17 protein-coding genes are annotated in these 17,608 nt (G+C 68.6%); 7 read left to right on the top strand and 10 right to left on the bottom strand.

The window, feature by feature from the left end; genetic code table 11:
• Positions 1–139: 139 nt before the first annotated feature.
• From ACP7BP_RS02220 to ACP7BP_RS02195, 6 genes are all read right to left on the bottom strand, one after another.
• Positions 140–832 carry a response regulator gene (locus tag ACP7BP_RS02220; RefSeq protein WP_426242065.1) on the bottom strand — a complete coding sequence of 231 codons (693 nt, stop codon included), beginning with the start codon at positions 830–832 and terminating at the stop codon, positions 140–142.
• Positions 829–3,390, bottom strand: coding sequence for an ATP-binding protein (locus ACP7BP_RS02215; protein ID WP_426242063.1), 2,562 nt, complete (start codon positions 3,388–3,390; stop codon positions 829–831). The genes ACP7BP_RS02220 and ACP7BP_RS02215 overlap by 4 nt, the downstream gene beginning before the upstream one ends.
• A gap of 55 nt (positions 3,391–3,445) precedes the next feature.
• Positions 3,446–4,027 (bottom strand): potassium-transporting ATPase subunit KdpC, encoded by a 582-nt coding sequence (gene kdpC / locus ACP7BP_RS02210; protein WP_426243371.1) that lies wholly within the window; start codon positions 4,025–4,027, stop codon positions 3,446–3,448.
• Entirely contained in the window at positions 4,027–6,039 is a 2,013-nt protein-coding gene (kdpB, locus tag ACP7BP_RS02205) for a potassium-transporting ATPase subunit KdpB (protein ID WP_426243369.1), read from the bottom strand. The genes kdpC and kdpB overlap by 1 nt, the downstream gene beginning before the upstream one ends.
• Before the next feature lie 86 nt (positions 6,040–6,125).
• Positions 6,126–7,784, bottom strand: a complete 1,659-nt coding sequence (gene kdpA, locus ACP7BP_RS02200; RefSeq protein ID WP_426242061.1) for a potassium-transporting ATPase subunit KdpA — start codon at positions 7,782–7,784, stop codon at positions 6,126–6,128.
• A 150-nt stretch (positions 7,785–7,934) separates the two neighbouring features.
• On the bottom strand, positions 7,935–8,432 hold the full coding sequence (locus ACP7BP_RS02195) for an SAV_915 family protein (protein ID WP_426242059.1): 498 nt from the start codon (positions 8,430–8,432) through the stop codon (positions 7,935–7,937).
• A gap of 43 nt (positions 8,433–8,475) precedes the next feature.
• On the opposite strand from ACP7BP_RS02195, the gene ACP7BP_RS02190 reads away from it, so the two are divergent.
• Positions 8,476–9,069 (top strand): hypothetical protein, encoded by a 594-nt coding sequence (locus ACP7BP_RS02190; protein ID WP_426242056.1) that lies wholly within the window; start codon positions 8,476–8,478, stop codon positions 9,067–9,069.
• A gap of 77 nt (positions 9,070–9,146) precedes the next feature.
• On the opposite strand, the gene ACP7BP_RS02185 is transcribed toward ACP7BP_RS02190, so the two are convergent.
• Positions 9,147–10,163, bottom strand: a complete 1,017-nt coding sequence (locus ACP7BP_RS02185; protein WP_426242054.1) for a magnesium and cobalt transport protein CorA — start codon at positions 10,161–10,163, stop codon at positions 9,147–9,149.
• 396 nt (positions 10,164–10,559) lie between these two features.
• Here ACP7BP_RS02185 and ACP7BP_RS02180 point away from each other — a divergent pair, with 396 nt between their 5' ends.
• Positions 10,560–10,769, top strand: coding sequence for a hypothetical protein (locus ACP7BP_RS02180; RefSeq protein WP_426242052.1), 210 nt, complete (start codon positions 10,560–10,562; stop codon positions 10,767–10,769).
• A 157-nt stretch (positions 10,770–10,926) separates the two neighbouring features.
• Here the strand turns inward: ACP7BP_RS02180 and ACP7BP_RS02175 are convergent, their stop codons facing one another.
• From ACP7BP_RS02175 to ACP7BP_RS02165, 3 genes are all read right to left on the bottom strand, one after another.
• Positions 10,927–11,700 carry a class I SAM-dependent methyltransferase gene (locus tag ACP7BP_RS02175; protein WP_426242050.1) on the bottom strand — a complete coding sequence of 258 codons (774 nt, stop codon included), beginning with the start codon at positions 11,698–11,700 and terminating at the stop codon, positions 10,927–10,929.
• Positions 11,701–11,756: 56 nt separating this feature from the next.
• The gene (locus ACP7BP_RS02170; protein ID WP_426242048.1) at positions 11,757–12,521 is read right to left on the bottom strand and encodes a hypothetical protein; all 765 of its coding nucleotides are present in this window, start codon (positions 12,519–12,521) and stop codon (positions 11,757–11,759) included.
• Positions 12,522–12,790: 269 nt separating this feature from the next.
• Positions 12,791–13,630: a helix-turn-helix transcriptional regulator gene (locus ACP7BP_RS02165; protein ID WP_426242046.1), complete on the bottom strand. Its 840-nt coding sequence runs from the start codon at positions 13,628–13,630 to the stop codon at positions 12,791–12,793.
• Between the two features lie 127 nt (positions 13,631–13,757).
• Here ACP7BP_RS02165 and ACP7BP_RS02160 point away from each other — a divergent pair, with 127 nt between their 5' ends.
• The 5 genes from ACP7BP_RS02160 (at position 13,758) to ACP7BP_RS02140 (ending at position 17,300) form a co-directional block, all read left to right on the top strand.
• Entirely contained in the window at positions 13,758–14,507 is a 750-nt protein-coding gene (locus tag ACP7BP_RS02160; RefSeq protein WP_426242045.1) for an SDR family oxidoreductase, read from the top strand.
• A 40-nt stretch (positions 14,508–14,547) separates the two neighbouring features.
• Positions 14,548–15,468: an SDR family oxidoreductase gene (locus tag ACP7BP_RS02155; protein WP_426242043.1), complete on the top strand. Its 921-nt coding sequence runs from the start codon at positions 14,548–14,550 to the stop codon at positions 15,466–15,468.
• A 71-nt stretch (positions 15,469–15,539) separates the two neighbouring features.
• Positions 15,540–16,247, top strand: a complete 708-nt coding sequence (locus tag ACP7BP_RS02150; protein ID WP_426242041.1) for an NUDIX hydrolase — start codon at positions 15,540–15,542, stop codon at positions 16,245–16,247.
• A gap of 70 nt (positions 16,248–16,317) precedes the next feature.
• Positions 16,318–16,788 (top strand): DUF4383 domain-containing protein, encoded by a 471-nt coding sequence (locus ACP7BP_RS02145; protein ID WP_426242039.1) that lies wholly within the window; start codon positions 16,318–16,320, stop codon positions 16,786–16,788.
• 11 nt (positions 16,789–16,799) lie between these two features.
• Complete coding sequence (locus ACP7BP_RS02140) at positions 16,800–17,300, top strand: DUF2243 domain-containing protein (RefSeq protein ID WP_426242038.1); 501 nt, start codon at positions 16,800–16,802, stop codon at positions 17,298–17,300.
• The last annotated feature ends 308 nt before the right edge of the window (positions 17,301–17,608 follow it).

Raw genomic sequence — 17,608 nt, 5'->3', positions numbered from 1 at the left:
CGAGAGGTCGAGGAGGCGACGTGGTCACAACGGAACGCTAGCCCCGCGACCGGTTGAGGCTGCCGCTCTTGATGCGCCCTTAGTGCGTCTTGACGAGCTCTTGTCGTCGCCGGACAGGAATCCTGCCGGGGGGCGCCCGCTAGGCAGTGCTCGTGACGGTGGGCGCGAACCGGTATCCCATGCCGGGCTCGGTGATGAACAGGGTGGGGTTGGCCGGCTCGCGCTCGAGCTTCCGGCGGATGCTGGCCATGTGGACCCGCAGGTAGTTGGTCTGTCGTCCGTAGGTCGGTCCCCAGACCGCGTGCAGGAGCTCGGTCTGTCGCACGAGGTGCCCACGTCGGCGTACGAGGTGCTCGATGATCTTCCACTCGGTCGGAGTCAGGTGGGCCTCCTGGCCGTCTCGCTCGGCTCGCGAGTCGCTGATGTCGAGGATGAGACCGTCGACCTCGACCCGCAGTGGTGGTTCCTGGGTGCCCGCGCGACGGGTGGCAGCGCGGATGCGGGCGAGCAGCTCCTCGAGGGAGAAGGGCTTGGTGATGTAGTCGTCGGCTCCGACGTCGAGGGCCTCGACCTTGTCGTCGGAGTCGGTGCGAGCCGAGACCACGATGACGCGCACGTCGGAGAAGCTGCGGAGTCGCTTGAGGACGGTGACGCCATCGAGATCAGGCAGTCCGAGGTCGAGCAGGATGATGTCCGGCATGCGCTCGTCGACGATCTGGAGGGCCGAACGGCCGTCTCCGGCGGTCTCCACGTCGTACTCCCGGGCACGCAGATTGATGCTGAGGGTACGGCGGATCGCGGGGTCGTCGTCGACGACGAGGACGAAGGTCACGGGCTCTCCTCTCGGCCGCTGCGAGCGGTTGTGGTGCTAGGTCGAAAATTCACGGCGGGTCCGGGGTCAGGTGTGGTGCTCGGCAGCTCCAGGATGAACGTGAGTCCGCCACCCGGGGTCTCCTCGGTGGTGATGGTGCCACCCATCGCCTCTGTCAGCCCCCGCGCGACAGCGAGCCCCAGTCCCACTCCGTCTTGTTGGGGGACGTCACCGAGCCGTTGGAACGGCGTGAAGAGCCGGGCGTGGTCGTGGTCAGGGATCCCGGGCCCGGTGTCGGCGATCCGGAGGGCCACCCGATGCCCGCTGATCGGCGTGGCATCGATGCGCACCTGAGCGTTCGGCGGGGTGTACTTCAGCGCGTTCTCGCAGATGTTGGCCAGAACCCGGTCCAGGAGGCCGGGGTCGGCAAGGACCACGAGGTCCTCCTCGACGGCGAGGTCGATCCGTTCCCCGCTCGGCAGCGGAGCCAGGCTGGTGCGCACCGCCCGCGCGAGAGTGACCTCGGTGATCGCGACGTTGACCGAGCCCGTGTGGATGCGGCTCATGTCCAACAGGTTCGTGACCAGGGACGTGAGCCGGTCGGTGGCCTCCTGGATCGTCGCCAGGAGCTCCGCTTCGTCCTCGGGCGACCAGGCCACGTCGGGGCTGCACAGGCTGTCGACGCCGGCCTTGACAGCGGCGAGCGGTGAGCGCAGGTCGTGCGAGACGGCGGCGAGCAGCGCGGTCCGGGTGCGGTCCACCTCGGCCAGGCGCAGCCGCTCGACCTCGGCGGCCGTAGCCTGTCGACGCTCGGCGATGACCTTGGCGTAGGCGGCATAGGCGTTGAGCAGACCCCGCTGCGAGGCCGGCAGGTTGGTGCCGGACAGCGCGAGAGCGGTCCGGTCGTCGATCACGGCGTTCATGTCGGCCGCCTCGAGCGAGCGGGGTGGGGTGCCGCAGCTGGCGACGAACCTCTCCGTGCCGTCGTCGTCGCGGCGGATGATGGCGGCCCCGCGTGCGTTGAACAGCTCGCACGCCGACGCCAGGAGCCCGTCGGTGTCGCCGGTGGCGGTGAGCAGGCTGTGCGAGAGCACCGTGAGAGCGTCGGCCTCGGCGCGTGCGTTGGCTGCCTGGGTGGTACGGCGAGCGGCGTTGTCGACGACGGTGGCCACCGCGATGCCGACCGCGACGAAGAGCAGGATCGCGAAGGCGTTCTCTGGCTCCTCGATGGTGAGGGTGTAGAGCGGCGGCGTGAACAGGACGTTGAGCAGCACGCCACTGACGAGTGCGGAGAGCACGGCTGGGATCAGGCCGCCGATGAGGGCGGTGGCGACCACGACAACCATGAGGGCCATCGCCTCCGAGGGCAGGCCGTGGAGGTCACCGGTCGACCACAACAGCAGACTGAGGAGCAGTGGCGCGGTGAGCCCGAAGAGGTAGCCGGCGATCCGGCGCCGGCGGCCCAGGCTGTCGGGTGCCCGCGCACTCGGGGCACTGCGGCGTGCGTAGTCGTGCGTGACGATGTGGATGTCGATGTCGCCCGACCCCGCGACGACGCGTTCTCCCACCCCGGGTCGGAGCAGGGAGGAGAGGCGGCCTCGGCGGCTCGCGCCGATGACGACCTGAGTGGCGTTCTCGGCGCGAGCGAAGTCCAAGATGGCTTCGGCGGGGGCGTCGCCGACCACGGTATGGAACGTGCCGCCGAGCTCCGTGGCCTTGTTGCGGAGCTTGGTCAGCATGGTTGGGGAGACCCCGGTCAGCCCGTCACGACGGGTGACGTAGAGGGCCCGCCACTCACCTCCCGAGACCCGAGACGCGATCCGAGCCGCGCGCCTCATCAGCGTCGTGGACTCCGGACCTCCACTGACCGGAACGATGATCCGCTCCCGGGTGGCCCAGGTGGAGTCGATGTCGTGTTGCTGGCGATAGCGTTCCATCCCCTCGTCGACCCGGTCGGCCAGCCACAGCAGCGCCAGCTCGCGCAGCGCGGTCAGGTTGCCTTCGCGGAAGTACTGCGACAGGGCGGCGTCGACCTTGTCGGCGGAGTAGATGTTCCCGTGGGCCATCCGGCGCCGCAGCGCCTGGGGGCTCATGTCGACCAGCTCGATCTGGTCCGCCGCCCGGACGAGGTGGTCGGGAACGGTCTCGCGTTGACGGACCCCGGTGATCGCCTCAGTGACGTCGTTGAGGGACTCGAGGTGCTGGATGTTGACGGTGGTGATCACCTCGATCCCGGCGTCGCGCAGAGCCTCGACGTCCTGCCATCGCTTCTCGTTCCCGCTGCCGGGGACGTTGGTGTGGGCAAGCTCGTCGACCAAGGCGACCGCAGGCCGCCTGGCCAGGATCGCGCGCAGGTCCATCTCCTCGTGGATCGTGTCCTTGTAGGCGACCGTGCGCCGCGGGATCACCTCCAAGCCCTGCGTCGCGGCCGTGGTCTTGGATCGGCCATGGGTCTCGACGTACCCGACCACGACGTCGGTGCCCCGCTCCGCCCTGCGACCGCCCTCTTCGAGCATCGCGACGGTCTTGCCGACCCCCGGCGCCGCCCCGAGGTAGACGCGGAGCCTGCCTCGATCCATGCGGCCCCGATCCATGAGGTCAGTGTGTACCCTCGCCGAGCTCACGCGCTGCAGGTCATTCCTGTGCAGCCAGCTCAATCGCGAGGTTGAGCTCGAGGACGTTGACACCAGGCTCGCCGAGGAAGCCGAGAGCCCGTCCGGTGGTGTGCTCATCGATCAGCTCCTTCACGGCTTCCGGGTCGAGACCGTTGGCCTTAGCCACGCGGGCGGCCTGGAGCTGGGCGTACTTCGGCGAGATGTGCGGGTCCAGTCCAGAGCCGGATGCGGTGACCGCGTCGGGCGGGACCTCGGACTCATCGACGGACTCCGTGGCGGCCACGGCGGCGCGGCGCTGCGCGATCAGGTCGATCAGGTCGGCGTTCGACGGACCCAGGTTGCTGGGGGCGGAGGCCAGGGCGTCGTAGTCGTTGGCGGAGGGCCGGGAGTGGAACCACCCCGCGCCCTCGAAGTTCTGGCCCAGCAGTCGCGAGCCGACGATCTGTCCGTCGTGTCGGAGGGGTTGGCCGTCGGCACGATCCCCGAAGGCCTGGCCGGCGCCGAAGACCACGACGGGGTAGGCGATGCCGAGGAGCACGGTGAAGACGATCAGGATTCGCAGCGCGGCGAGTGATTGGCGAGTGAGGTCAGTGAGCATGATCAGCCGATTCCTGGGATGGTGGATACGAGCAGGTCGATGAGCTTGATGCCGAGGAACGGCGCCACGACTCCGCCGAGGCCGAACACCAGCATGTTGCGGCGCAGGATCTCGGTGGCCGACGCGGCGCGGAACCGGACACCTCGCAAGGCGAGCGGGATCAGCGCGACGATGATTAGCGCGTTGAAGATCACTGCTGAGAGGATCGCCGACTGTGGCGTCGCCAGGCCCATGACGTTGAGTGCGTCCAGCGAGGGATACGCGACGACGAACATGGCCGGGATGATCGCGAAGTACTTCGCGATGTCGTTGGCGATCGAGAACGTCGTGAGGGCCCCGCGGGTGATCAGCAGCTGCTTGCCGATCTCCACGATGTCGATCAGCTTCGTCGGATCGGAGTCGAGGTCGACCATGTTGCCGGCCTCCTTGGCGGCGGCGGTGCCGCTGTTCATCGCGACCCCGACATCTGCGGCGGCCAGGGCCGGGGCGTCGTTGGTGCCGTCACCTGTCATCGCGACCAGGCGGCCGCCGGCCTGCTCCTTGCGGATGTAGTCCATCTTGTCCTCGGGCGTGGCCTCGGCGAGGAAGTCGTCGACCCCGGCCTCCTCGGCGATGGTCTTCGCCGTCAGGGCGTTGTCGCCGGTGATCATCACGGTTCGGATGCCCATCGAGCGCAGCTCGGCGAACCGTTCGGTCATGCCTTCCTTGACCACGTCCTTGAGGTGGATGACGCCGAGCACCTCCGCCTCGCCCACGGAGCGCTTGCGGGCGATCACGAGCGGGGTGCCCCCCTGGCGGGAGATGTCGTCGATGGTGTCGGTGACCTCTGCCGGGGGGTTGGTGCCGACCCAGGCGGCGACCGCGGATGCGGCTCCCTTGCGGATCTGGGTGCCGTCGGACAGGTCGATTCCCGACATGCGGGTCTGGGCGGTGAACTCGACGAACGCCGCGCCGTGAGGCAGGTCGGTGTCATCTGCGCCGAGGGCTAGGGCGAGCTCGACGATGCTGCGGCCCTCGGGCGTCTGGTCGGCCAGGCTGGACAGCCGAGCCGAGTCGCGCAGGTCGTCTTGGCCGGTGCGCGGGGCGGGGAGGAACCCGGCTGCCTGCCGGTTGCCGTAGGTGATGGTGCCCGTCTTGTCCAGCAGAAGGGTGCTGACGTCTCCAGCTGCCTCGACCGCGCGGCCGGACATCGCGAGCACGTTGACCCGCACAAGGCGGTCCATGCCGGCGATCCCGATCGCCGAGAGCAGCGCCCCGATGGTGGTCGGGATCAGGCACACCAACAGCGCCACCAGCACCACGAGGTCCTGCGGGGCCCCGGCGTACGCGGCCATCGGTGCCAACGTGGCGACCGCAGCCAGGAAGACCAGCGTGAGGCTGACCAGGAGGATCGACAGCGCGATCTCGTTGGGGGTCTTGCGACGTGAGGTGCCTTCGACCAACGAGATCATCTTGTCCAGGAAGGTCTCTCCGGATGCGGCGGTGATCCGGACCACGATGCGGTCCGAGAGAACCTTCGTGCCGCCGGTGACCGCGCTGCGGTCGCCACCGGCCTCCCGGATCACCGGTGCGGACTCGCCGGTGATGGCCGACTCGTCGACCGAGGCGATGCCCTCGATCACGTCACCGTCGCCCGGGATCACCTGACCCGCCTCGACCACGACGCGGTCGCCGACGTTGAGCTGGGTTCCGGGGACCTCGGTCTCGGTGCCGTCTTCATCGAGGCGTCTGGCGATCGTGTCACTTCGGGCGGCCCGCAGCGATGCGGCCTGAGCCTTGCCGCGGCCCTCGGCGACAGCTTCGGCCAGGTTGCCGAATATCGCCGTCAACCAGAGCCAGCCCGCCAGCGAGATGCTGAACACACTGGGATCGGCGATCGCTGCGACGGTGGTGACGACGGACCCGAGCCAGACCAGGAACATGACCGGGGATCGCCACATGTGGCGAGGGTCGAGCTTCCGAATGGCCTCGGGGAGCTGCTCGAGACTCTGAGCGGTCAACGTTCGCAGCGTCATTCCGGTAGCCGGTCGGCGCACCACCGTCTCCGGTGACTCCACGGGACCGGGATCCGGTTCGGTCGGCGTCGTGGGTGTGGTCGTGCTCATGCGAGTGCCTCCGCAATGGGTCCAAGGGCGAGAGCCGGGAAGTAGGTCAGGCCGGTGATGATCAAGATGACGCCGACCAAGAGCCCGACGAACAAGGGCTTGTGGGTGGGCAGGGTGCCCGCGGTGACCGGGACCTTGCCCTGGTCGGCCAGGGAGCCGGCTAGGAGCAGGACCATGACGATCGGCACCAGCCGGCCCAGGAGCATCGCCAAGCCGATGGTGATCTGGAAGAAGTCCGACGTCACGGTGATCCCGCCGAAGGCGCTGCCGTTGTTGTTGGCGCCCGAGGTGTAGGCGTAGAGGACCTCGCTGAACCCGTGACCGCCCGGATTGCCCATCGCGTCAGGGGTGGAGCCCAGGGCGATCGCCACCCCGGTCCCGACCAGGACCAGCGCCGGGGTGGTCAAGGTGTAGAGAGCGACGTAGGTCATCTGCCGAGACCCGATCTTCTTGCCCAGGAGCTCTGGGGTCCGACCGACCATGAGACCGGCGATGAAGACCGCCAGGATCGCCATGATCAAGATGCCGTACAGGCCGGTGCCGACGCCGCCGGGGGAGACCTCGCCGAACATCATGTTCAGCAGGACCATGCCGCCCCCTACAGGCGTCAACGAGTCATGGCTGGCGTTCACCGCACCTGTCGAGGTGCCCGTCGTGGCCACCGCGAACAACGCCGTGGCCCATTCGCCGAGCCGGGTCTCCTTGCCTTCCATGGCTGCGCCGGCCGCTTGAGCCGCGTTCGAGTGGGCCCCGACCTCGGCAGCGGTGACGACGACCAGCGAGATCGCCCACATCGTTCCCATCGCAGCCAGGACCGCGAGCCCCTGACGGCGGTGGCCGAGCATGGTGCCCAGCGTCCGCGTCAGTGCGACCGGGATGACCAGGATCAGGAGGATCTCCAGAAGGTTGGTGAACCCGTTGGGGTTCTCGAAGGGGTGAGCCGAGTTGGCGTTGAAGAATCCGCCCCCGTTGGTGCCGAGCACCTTGATGACCTCTTGGCTGGCCACTGGTCCGCCGGTCAGCACTTGGTTGTGCCCGGCCAAGGTGGTCATGGCGGTGTCAGAGAAGCTCTGCACCACGCCCCCGGCGATGAGCAAGAGTGCGCCCACGAACGCGATCGGCAGCAGGATGCGCAGCGTTCCACGGGTCAGGTCGACCCAGAAGTTGCCCAGTGAACCGCTGCGGACCCGGACGAACCCGCGGATCAGCGCCACGGCGACTGCCATGCCGACCGCGGCGGAAAGGAAGTTCTGGACCGCCAGACCGGCCATCTGCACCGTGAAGCCCAGCGTCGACTCACCGCCATAGGACTGCCAGTTGGTGTTGGCCACGAACGAGGCCGCGGTGTTGAACGACATCCAGAACGGAACGCCCGGAAGGTCCCGGGCCATCGGGAGATGGGCCTGTCCGATCTGGAGGGCCATCAGCAGCACGACGCCGACCGCGGAGAAGCCGACGACGCTCACGGCGTACGACCTGGGGCTCTGCTCCACATCGGGGTTCACGCCGGTGAGGCGGTACACGCCGCGCTCGACCCTCCAGTGCTTCACGCCCGAGTAGACGCGAGCCATGTAGTCACCGAGCGGGACGTACAACAGGGCGAGGAGAAGAAGCAGCGCCGCGATGGACAGCAGGCCGCTGACGGTGTCAGACACTAGAAACGCTCCGGGAGGATCAGGGCCGCGAGGAGGTACATCGCCACCGCGACGACCGCCACGATCAAGAGACCGCTTTCAAAGTTCATGCAGCCAGCCAAGACCCGCGAAGACTCAGAACCGGACTTCTTGATGCCGTCTTAGCGCCGCTTAACGCGCTCTTGCTGCACGTGGGGTGCCGGTCACAGCGCACCGGCCCGGGACGGCGTGCGGCTCCTCAGAGACCTCAGGTCCGATTCCGGCCGCGGCCGGCCATGGCTGCATCCGGGGCACGATCAGGTTCGGGTCCACCTGCACGAGACCGATGCCCAGGGGGGCCAGCAGCGCACGGAGAGCCCCCAGGCTCAGCTCATCGCTGGCCCAGCTCGGACCCATCGTCTCCTCGAGCCGACGCCGGGATGTGAAAGCGACGCCGATGCGGGAGCCGTCCGGAGAACGAGCCGTCCAAAGCACGCGGGCGCCGCGATCGAGACTGCGAAGGGGAACCACCACACGACTCGAGCCTGACACTGAGATCCTTTCAGAGACGTGCGAGGACCGGGCCTGGTCGAGGCAACGGAGTCGCGGGATTTCGAGTGTGGCTGCCGGTCTCGGAAGCAGCCAAGGGGCCAGAGCTAGGACCGCGTCAATGTTGCGACAAGGTGTCATCAGCGGCAGTCGCGACCACCTCACCCATGGCCAGCATGGTCGTATGACGACACCAGACAACTACTCCCAGACCTCCTCGGGCCGTTCTGCCGAGAAGCTCCTCCGGCTCACTGCTCAGGCCTGGTCCGACGCTCTCGCCGCGCTTCTGGACAGCGACCCCGACGCGGCGCGGCGCGTTCTCCGCGGTTCGCGCGCCAGACGTTCGGCCGTGGGCGCCGCCCAGACCTACGTACGACGCGAGGTCGCCATCGGCGAGGTCCACGGTCACTGCCTCGTCCAGGCCTTCAACTCGTTGCAGTTGGTCGCGGACATCAGCCATATCGAGGACCTCCTCATCCACCTGGCCCGCCGGGTCCTTGCCCACCGCGAATCGCTGCCGGCCCCGGACCAACCGGACGTCGACGCTCTGCGACGAGCAGGGGCTCACCGGTTGAACGACCTGGCTGACGGACTTTCGACGCCGGTGATGGACTCGGACTACCTGCTCTGCGGCTGTGAGCTCATCGACGTGCTCGAGCGGTTGGTCCAGCGCATACAGGAACCGGGCTCGACGAGCCATGGAACCTCGGCAGGTCTGTGTGTCGCGCTCGCCGCCAGCCTGCTTGAGGCGTCCCGTCATGCCACCCGAGCCGCTTGATCCTCCACATCAGACGAGACCTCACCGCTGCGGGCGTGGACGATCTCGCGGGGTGCCAGGCAGCCGCTCCCGCGTCGTCACAGCCAGCCGACGCGCTTGAACACCGCGTACAGCGCGGCGCCCACCACGACCATGAGCAGGAGCGCGAACGGGTAGCCCAGCTGCCAGCCCAGCTCGGGCATGTGGTCGAAGTTCATCCCGTAGACCGTGCCGACCAGCGTCGGTGCGAACAAGATGGCGCCCCACGAGGAGATCCGCTTGACCTCCTCGCTCTGTCGCAGGCTCGCGACGGTCAGCCGCTCGATCTCGAGGTTCTGCCGATGTGCGACCAGCGTGGCATTGACACTGAGCATGTTCTGCAGAAGGCCGCGGAGCCCCTCGACCCGCTCCACGACCCGGAGCACGTGGTCCTCGACGTTGCGCAAAGATCGCCGAAGCTCCTCGTCGACTCCGTATTTGTCGAAGCCCTCGGTCAGGCTTGCCAGCATCGCTTGCAGCGGATGCGTCGCCCGGTGGAAGACGCCGAGCTGGCGGGACAGGGAGTAGATACGCCGAGACACGCCGGGGTGGTCGGCGAAGACCTCAGCCTCGATCTGGTCGATGTCAGTCTCGAGCCTGTCGACAACCGGCACGTACTCGTCGACGACCTGGTCCAGGACTGCATAGAGCACCGCCTCCGGTCCCAAGCCGAGCAACTCGTGGTCGGCCTCCATCCGGCCGCGGATCGCAGCCACATCCGGGGTTTCGGCGTAGCGCACCGTCACAACGAAGTCGGAGCCGGTGAACACGTGGAGCTCGCCGAGCTCGACCCGCTCCTCGCCGTCGACGTACCTCGCGGGACGGAGCACCGTGAACAGCACGTTGCCGTAGCGTTCGAGCTTCGGCCGCTGATGGGCCGAGACCGTGTCCTCGATCGCGAGCGGATGGATCTCGAACTCAGTACCGACCGACTCGACCTCTTCGACCGTCGGGCGATAGAGCCCGATCCAACCCATCCCATCGCTGTCGCGCAGCAGCTCGTAGGTGACCTCCAGCGATTCGGGTGACAGCTTGCGACCGTCATCGCAGTACACGGCGTTGTGAACGATGGCCATGTCTGGACTCTTCCAGCCCGAGGCGTCAAGAAGCTGGCGGTTCCCGTCAAGATCGCGTCAAGACCGTGGTCGACCGCATCCCACGCAACTAGCGTCGAGAACATGTCCTTCCTACGGCGACCGGGGCACCCGGCCTCGGGCGTCATGCCACGCTCTGTCGTGACCGGGGACGATCTCGCAGCAGATCCCGAGTACCCCTACGTTGCGCACATCCCGTTGGACCGACTGCGCCTCGATCCCAGGAGACTGCCTGTCCAACGGCGCAAGCTCGACGAGAAGCCTGTATGTCTGGCGGGCGATCACCCAGTCGTCGGCAGCGCGCTGTTGTGCACGGTTTGCAGGAACCTCAGCCGCAGAGCCAGCCGAGCCCGTAGGCGAGAGGCTGAGCGAACCGACGTGGTCATCGCGAAGATCGCGTTGGCCAGGATCCACGACGAGGTCGACGCGCTCTCACCCCTTCTCGGCGATCTCGCCCTCGGCCAGGGCAGCTGCGGGAGCCTTCGCGACCAGGTCAGCCGCGTCGTGCAGGCCACCGACTCCCTCAAGCGCGAGATCGAGGACCTGCTACCGGATCCCCGGTCCGCCACCAACACCCGCCAGAGCTAGGAGGAGCGTGGCCCGGGCGGGGCCGCAGCCTCGGCACAGGAGGGGTCCGAGCCGGACCCCGCAGGTCCTGCCGGAGAGGTCGACCTGCCGGCGGCACAACCGTCCATCCGGCGCGCCGGCTCGTGACCAGTGACGACCTGGGTCGCCGTGGAACGGCTCAGAGAGCGAGGGCCGGACCTGTACGTCGCACGGTGGCCGTGAAGCTCTCGGACTCGTGGGACGCGTCCCGACTCGTGTCGTCGTCGACCAGGCCGATCACGTCCAGCCCGGCCTCGGCGCACATGCGACGCATCGAGTCAGGCGTGTGCCAGTGGATCATCCAGTCCCGCGATGCCACCTCGGTCCCGTTTGCGGTGACCCGCTCGTACCGCGTCACCGTGATGCGCGTCCGATGCTCCTGGTCATAGGTCTCCGACAGCGGGGTGTACCTGAGCTCGACGCCTGACTCCTCATCAGTGGACCGAGTGACGCCCAGCTCGTCCTCTGGTGTGGGGCCCGGCACCCAGAGCGGGATCAGCGCCGTGCCGTCGTCGGTGAGGTGGTCACGGATGGCCCGGAGAGCGCGAAGAGCCGTCTCGTCTTCGGCCAGCAGGTTGAAGGTGGGACCCGCGAAGTAGATGGACGCGTAGCGTCGGTCCAGGCTCAGGCTCAGGCTCTCGGCCCGTTGGTGGAAGATGCCGGTGGTGATGCCACGCTCAGCTGCGTTCGCGCGACATCGCTCGACCATGTCGAGGGACGAGTCGACCCCATCGACGTCGAGCCCGGCGGCACACAGGTCGAGGAGCGGCTGGCCGTCGCCACACCCGATCTCCAGCGCAGGCTGGCCGTGAGCCGTGACGAACTCCAGGTACGGCCCAGGGTCGAACGTCGACGACTTCAGCTTGGCGTAGGCGTCCACGACGATTCCCGTGTAGAACTCAGCAGCTTCCATGGGCCGGAGGCTCGCACGCGGGTGAGGGCGCCGCCACTCAGATTCGCGGAGCCGTCCTACCTCCTGGGCGGGTCCAGCGGCAGCGAGTCGAGGGCGGCCCGCAGCTGGGGGCCAGGCTGCCAGCGCAGATCCCGCGGATAGGCGCCTGGGATCTCGAAGTCCCAGCAGGACCCGAACCAGGAGAAGCGATCCCCCCAGACGGTGACGCCCCGCAGCATGCGTGTCTCGCACGCTGGCCCGGGCGAGGAGTGCTCCTCCGCGTGGAATTCAGCGTTCAGGGCGGCCAGCTCGTCGGGGCCGAGACGCGCCTGGTGGACGTCCGCGGTGTACTCGCAGATGACCGCATCCACGGCGTCGACTCGTTCGTCGAGGATGAGGGGCGTGTCGCGATTCTGGCCGGATGAGCAGTCGGCCCGCACGTTCAGGGTCGGCGGCGCTCGGGTGGTGCGTTGCTCCCACAGCAGTCGACTCAGCTCCGCGGCGACAGCGTCGCCACCCGTGACGGCCGTCCCGCCGCGGTCGAGGTCCTCGCACGCGCCGTCGTGGAACGTGACCGCCAGGTCGGTCTCCGGGTAGCTGAACCACAGCACTTGCGTAGGCCCACCCACACCGGCGCAGATGAGCTCCCCCTGAGCCTCGGTGCCGGCGTTGACCAGATCCACGACCCGGTCGACGTTCGTGGTCAGCGCATCGCGCGGTGCCCCGAAGTCCTGCTCCACAGGTCGCCCTCTGATGGTCCACCGATCGCCGCGGAGGTTGCAGATGCGGACCTGCGTCGCACCCGCGGGCAGCAGCCCACCCGGTGGGAACTGCGGGGCCACCTCGGGTCCCGGGCAGCCGGCTGCGAGGGCAGGGGCCGCGGCGGAAGCGGGCCTACCGGCATGGGCACCACCGTCGACTCGGCCGGTACGCCGCCGGGCTTCGCGTCGCCGACGCTGCAGGCGGTGACAGCCGCGAGCAGGCACAGGAGCAGACCCGCTCGTGCGGTCGCGGTGCCCGGCATGGGTGTGATTGTGCCGCTGGCCCGAGCCGTGATCGGCGTTCGTTATGGATTCGTGAGGCTGGGTCGCGCGAGGAGGGCGACGGGTCGCTAGGCCGTGAACTGCTCGTGGCCGAGGACTGCCAGCAGGGCGAGCTTCTCGGAGGCTTCGGTGCGTGGGGGAGCGGTCAGGACGAGGAGGGCCTGTGACTGGTCCTCGGTGAGGAGGGCCTGGCAGTCCAGCTCGATGGCTCCGACTTGGGGGTGGAGGAGTGTCTTGTGGTCCTCGAACCTGGTGGCTACCTCATGTCGCTCCCACAGCTCCGCGAACTCGGGACTGGCGCGGAGCAGCTTGCGGACCATGGCCCCGGCCGGTGACGACCGGCCCGCGGAGCCATAGGCGACGCGGAGGTTCGCGACCTGGGCGCGGCCCTGTCGCGGATGGTCTTCTGGCGGATAGAGCGCCCGGGACTGAGGGTCGGTGAACCAGCGGTAGACGGCCGAGCGAGCCATCCCGACGTACTGGGTGTGGTCGCCGAACAGGGCCCCGGCCAGCCGGTTCTGGAGCAAGGTCTCGCCCAGGCTCGACAAGATCAGCGCCGGGGTGTCGTCAAGCCGGTCGAGAACGCGTTGCAGGGCCGGTGCCACGTGGGTGTCGAGCGGCTGACGTCGTGGTGCGTGGTGCCCGGCGAGGCGGTAGAGGTGATCGCGTTCGTCGGTGGACAGGCGCAGGGCCCGGGCGAGCGCGGTGAGCATCTGCTCCGAGGGCTGGGGTCCGCGTGCCTGCTCGAGCCGGGTGTAGTAGTCGGTCGACATCCCCGCCAGGGCGGCGACCTCCTCGCGGCGCAGCCCCACGGTCCGGCGGCGTGCGCTGACGGGCAGGCCGACGTCGGGGGGACGGAGCCCGTCGCGGCGACGGCGGAGGAAGTCGGCGAGCTGCTCACGGTCCATGTCCCCATCATGCGGCCTTTGCGGAACCGCAGCCAGGGACCGCCGATCCCAGGACAACAGCTCCTCTCCCGCCGCTGAAGATCCCCCCCGCATGGTGGTGCCAACACCTACCGAGAGGCACCACAGAATGAACATCTCAGGCAACACCGTCTTCATCCCCGGAGCCACCTCCGGTATCGGCTTGGCGCTCGCCCTGCGGCTGCAGGAGGCCGGCAACACCGTCATCATCGGCGGACGCCGCGTGACCCTCCTCGAGCAGCTCGCCGCCGAGCACGGGCTCGCGACCGTCGAGATCGACACCACCGACCCCGACTCCGTGCTGGCCGCCCGCGACCAGGTCCTCACCGCACACCCCGAGGTCAACGTGCTCATCGCGATGGCCGGGATCATGGTCGCCGAGGACGTGCACACCGCCGGGTTCCTCGCTGAGGCCGAACGCACCGTGGAGACCAACGTCCTTGGCCCGCTGCGACTGATCGCCGCGTTCGTCGAGCACCTGCAGACGCGCGAGGCCGCCACCATCATCACGGTCTCCTCCGGGCTCGCCCACATCCCGCTGCGGGTCACCCCGTCCTACAACGGCTCCAAGGCCTTCATCCACCTGTTCACCCAGAGCATCCGCACCCAGCTCGCCGACACGACCGTCCAGGTCATCGAGCTGGTCCCACCCGCCCTGCGCACCGAGCTGATGCCCGGCCAGTCCGAGAACGAGGCCTTCCTCCCCCTCGACGAGTTCATCGACGAGGCCATTGCTCTCCTTCAGAACCAGCCCGAGGCCACCGAGATCCTCGTCGAGCGGGTCAAGCCCCTGCGCTACGCCGAGGTCAACGGCGCCAAGGACCAGGTCACGGCGATGCTCAACTCCCACGTCCACTGACCCACCCCCATCCCGACCAGCAGAGCAGAAGGAACAAGCCATGTCACCAGAGTCACCCGCCTCGCCATCCGTCGTCCTCGTCACCGGTGCCGGCACGGGCATCGGCAACCTCACCGCCCGGGCCCTGGCCCACGCCGGGCACACCGTCTACGCGAGCATGCGCGACATTCGCGGCCGCAACGCCCCGCGAGTCGCGGAGCTTCTCGAGGAGGCCCGCCGCGACGAGGTGGACCTGCGTGTCGTCGAGCTCGACGTCCAGTCCGAGGAGTCCGCCAACGCTGCAGTGGCCACCGTCCTCGACCAAGCGGGCCGCCTCGACACGGTCGTCCACAACGCCGGTCACCTCTTCGTCGGGTACGTCGAGGCGTTCACGGCCGAGGACATCGCGCACCTCTTCGACATCAACGCCCTGGGGATCCAGCGGGTGAACCGCGCCGCGCTCCCGCACATGCGGGAGCGTCGGGCCGGCACCCTGGTGTACGTCGGCAGCACCACGTCGGCCGTCGTACCGCCGTTCCTCGGCCCCTACGTCGCGTCGAAGTTCGCTGCAGACGCGCTTGCGCAGGTGACGTCGTACGAGCTCAACCCGCTCGGCATCGAGACCACGATCGTGATGCCTGGCCCCTTCACCCAGGGCACCGAGCACTTCCCGAACGCCAGCCACGCCGGCGATCCCGAGCGGAACAAGGGCTACGCCGAGCTGGACTCGCTGGTCGAGCGCAACGTCGAGGCCACCGAGCAGCTGTTCACCCCGGGTGTCGACGCGCACCCGCGGGCCGTCGCCCAGGAGATCGTCCGGGTTCTCGCTCTGGAGCCGGGCACGCGGCCCTTCCGCACCGTGGTCGACTTCACCGACGCCGGCGTGGAGCGGGTCAACGAGGTCATGGCGGAGGCCCAGCGGCGCTTCATCGAGCGGATGGGCTTCGGGGAGCTGCTGCACGTCGCGACCCAGGTCAACTGACAGCAGCCTGAGTGCGGGACCGATCGTCGCGCGACCTTCAAATTGTCGAGCAGACTAGTTATGGTCTCGAGATGGCGAAGTACTCCAGCGACCATCCCATCTTCTACGTCACCGTCGACGTCGCGATCCTGACAGTGCACGACGACGAGCTGCAGGTGCTGCTGGTCAAGCGACGCAACGAGCCGTACGCCGGCAAGCTGGCGCTGCCTGGCGGCTTCGTCGACCCCGACGAGGATCTCACCGACGCCGCGCGGCGCGAGCTGCGGGAGGAGACAGGTCTGACCGACGTGCCCTTCGAGCAGCTGGCGTCGTACGGCGCCCCCGGTCGCGACCCGCGCGGCCGCATCGTCAGCGTGGCCCACGTCGCGATCGTGCCGGAGCCACTCTCGGCCCGGGCCGGCGACGACGCGAGCGAGGCAGGATGGCACGCCGTCGAGCCGCTGCTCCGCAGCCGGGGCCGGCTCGGCTTCGACCACAAGCAGATCGTCACCGATGCCGTCGAGCGGGTGCGCACGAAGCTCGAGCGCACCACGCTGGCGACATCCTTCGTGGCCGAGGAGTTCACCCTCTCCGACCTGCGCTCGGTCTACGAGGTCGTGTGGGGACATCCCCTCGACCCGGGCAACTTCCAGCGCAAGGTCACCAAGACCGAGGACTTCGTGGCCGAGACGGGTCGTATGCGGCCCTCGCAGGGGCCGGGCCGGCCTGCCGGGCTGTACCGCGCACGCCGGCCGGGGATCCATCCCCTGAGCATCCCGATCTCGCGACCGCAGGCCTGACCCGGGTCTGGCATGCGTCCCACGTCCCGGGGTACCGGTGGACACCACTCCCGAAGGAGACGTGAGACCCATGGCCGACTACGACCGCAGAGCACGCACCGACGCAGGGAAGACCGTCCGCCTGGCCGCCACGGCGGTGGGCGCCGTTTTCCTGCTCGTCGGAGTCCTGGGCTTCGTCCCGGGCATCACGACCAACTACGACTCGATGGAGTTCGCCGGGCATGAGAGCGGTGCCGAGCTGCTCGGGATCTTCCAGATCAGCATCCTGCACAACGTCGTCCACCTGCTGTTCGGTGTGGCGGGCCTGGCGCTGGCCCGGAGCACGAAGGGAGCCGTGTCCTACCTGATCGGCGGCGGCATCATCTACCTCGTGCTGTGGCTCTACGGTCTGGTGATCGACAAGCTGAGCGAGGCCAACTTCGTGCCGCTCAACACCGCCGACGACTGGCTGCACTTCGTGCTGGGCGTGGGCATGATCGGCCTCGGCCTGCTGGGTCGCCAGGCCCTGCGCGGCAAGACCACCACGGCCACCAGTCGTTGACGGCCCGGCCCGTGGATGCGGCGCCGGCGCCTCCTTCGCGAGGCGCCGGCCTGCTCCTCGGGCTCGGACTCGGCGGCTTCGTCGACGGGATCGTGCTGCACCAGATCCTGCAGTGGCACCACATGGTCAGCGACACGGCCGGCAACCCGGTGACCACGGTCGCGGGGCTGGAGGTGAACACGATGGCCGACGGATTCTTCCACATCGCCGCGTGGCTGCTCGTCCTGGCCGGGTCGGTCGTGACGATCGCGCACTGGCAGCAGGGCCGGCTGGCGCCGAGCTGGAGCTACCACTTCGGGCTGGTCATCGCCGGGTGGGGCGTCTTCAACGTGGTCGAGGGCCTGGTCGACCACCACCTCCTCGGCGTGCACCACGTGCGAGACGACCTGGGCGCACCGCTCTCCTGGGACCTGGGCTTCCTCGCCTTCGGCGCGCTGCTGGTCGCCGCCGGCTGGTGGCTGCACGGTCGCGGCGCGGCGTCGTTGCGGCGTACGCATCCCGCGAACACCTGACCCGTTAGACCCGTCGGCGGAGGTGCCGACCGACACCTCCACCACCCGGGCGGCACAGACCCAGTTCGACACGTACGGCGCCGGCCTCGCCGTCGACGGCGTGTTCGGGTCCGGCACCGTGCGTCGGTCGTGTCGTTCCAGACGCAAACCTTCCTCGGGGTCTCCACGTCCACCACCCGCGGGACGTCGACGTCTCGGGCTGGGAATAGATGCCCGCGGCCGACGCCGTCTAGCTCGTGCTGTCCCAACGCCCAACGCCCAACGCCTACGCGCGCCATGGGAGTCGATGGCCACGACGCTCGTCGAGA

The sequence above is a fragment of the Nocardioides sp. LHG3406-4 genome, assembly GCF_049897745.1.
Classification (GTDB): domain Bacteria; phylum Actinomycetota; class Actinomycetes; order Propionibacteriales; family Nocardioidaceae; genus Nocardioides.
The sequence above is the reverse complement of the archived record's forward strand: the minus strand, read 5'-3'. Positions and strand labels throughout refer to the sequence as shown.

Bases quoted from the DNA above. Each gene is read 5' to 3' on its own strand.
- ACP7BP_RS02185 (WP_426242054.1), bottom strand. From the start codon at position 10,163: ATGGCCATCGTTCACAACGCCGTGTACTGCGATGACGGTCGCAAGCTG.
- ACP7BP_RS02155 (WP_426242043.1), top strand. From the start codon at position 14,548: ATGTCACCAGAGTCACCCGCCTCGCCATCCGTCGTCCTCGTCACCGGT.
- ACP7BP_RS02195 (WP_426242059.1), bottom strand. From the start codon at position 8,432: ATGACACCTTGTCGCAACATTGACGCGGTCCTAGCTCTGGCCCCTTGG.
- ACP7BP_RS02150 (WP_426242041.1), top strand. From the start codon at position 15,540: ATGGCGAAGTACTCCAGCGACCATCCCATCTTCTACGTCACCGTCGAC.
- ACP7BP_RS02145 (WP_426242039.1), top strand. From the start codon at position 16,318: ATGGCCGACTACGACCGCAGAGCACGCACCGACGCAGGGAAGACCGTC.
- ACP7BP_RS02165 (WP_426242046.1), bottom strand. From the start codon at position 13,630: ATGGACCGTGAGCAGCTCGCCGACTTCCTCCGCCGTCGCCGCGACGGG.
- ACP7BP_RS02175 (WP_426242050.1), bottom strand. From the start codon at position 11,700: ATGGAAGCTGCTGAGTTCTACACGGGAATCGTCGTGGACGCCTACGCC.
- ACP7BP_RS02215 (WP_426242063.1), bottom strand. From the start codon at position 3,390: ATGGATCGAGGCAGGCTCCGCGTCTACCTCGGGGCGGCGCCGGGGGTC.
- ACP7BP_RS02160 (WP_426242045.1), top strand. From the start codon at position 13,758: ATGAACATCTCAGGCAACACCGTCTTCATCCCCGGAGCCACCTCCGGT.
- ACP7BP_RS02190 (WP_426242056.1), top strand. From the start codon at position 8,476: ATGACGACACCAGACAACTACTCCCAGACCTCCTCGGGCCGTTCTGCC.
- kdpB (WP_426243369.1), bottom strand. From the start codon at position 6,039: ATGACGCTGCGAACGTTGACCGCTCAGAGTCTCGAGCAGCTCCCCGAG.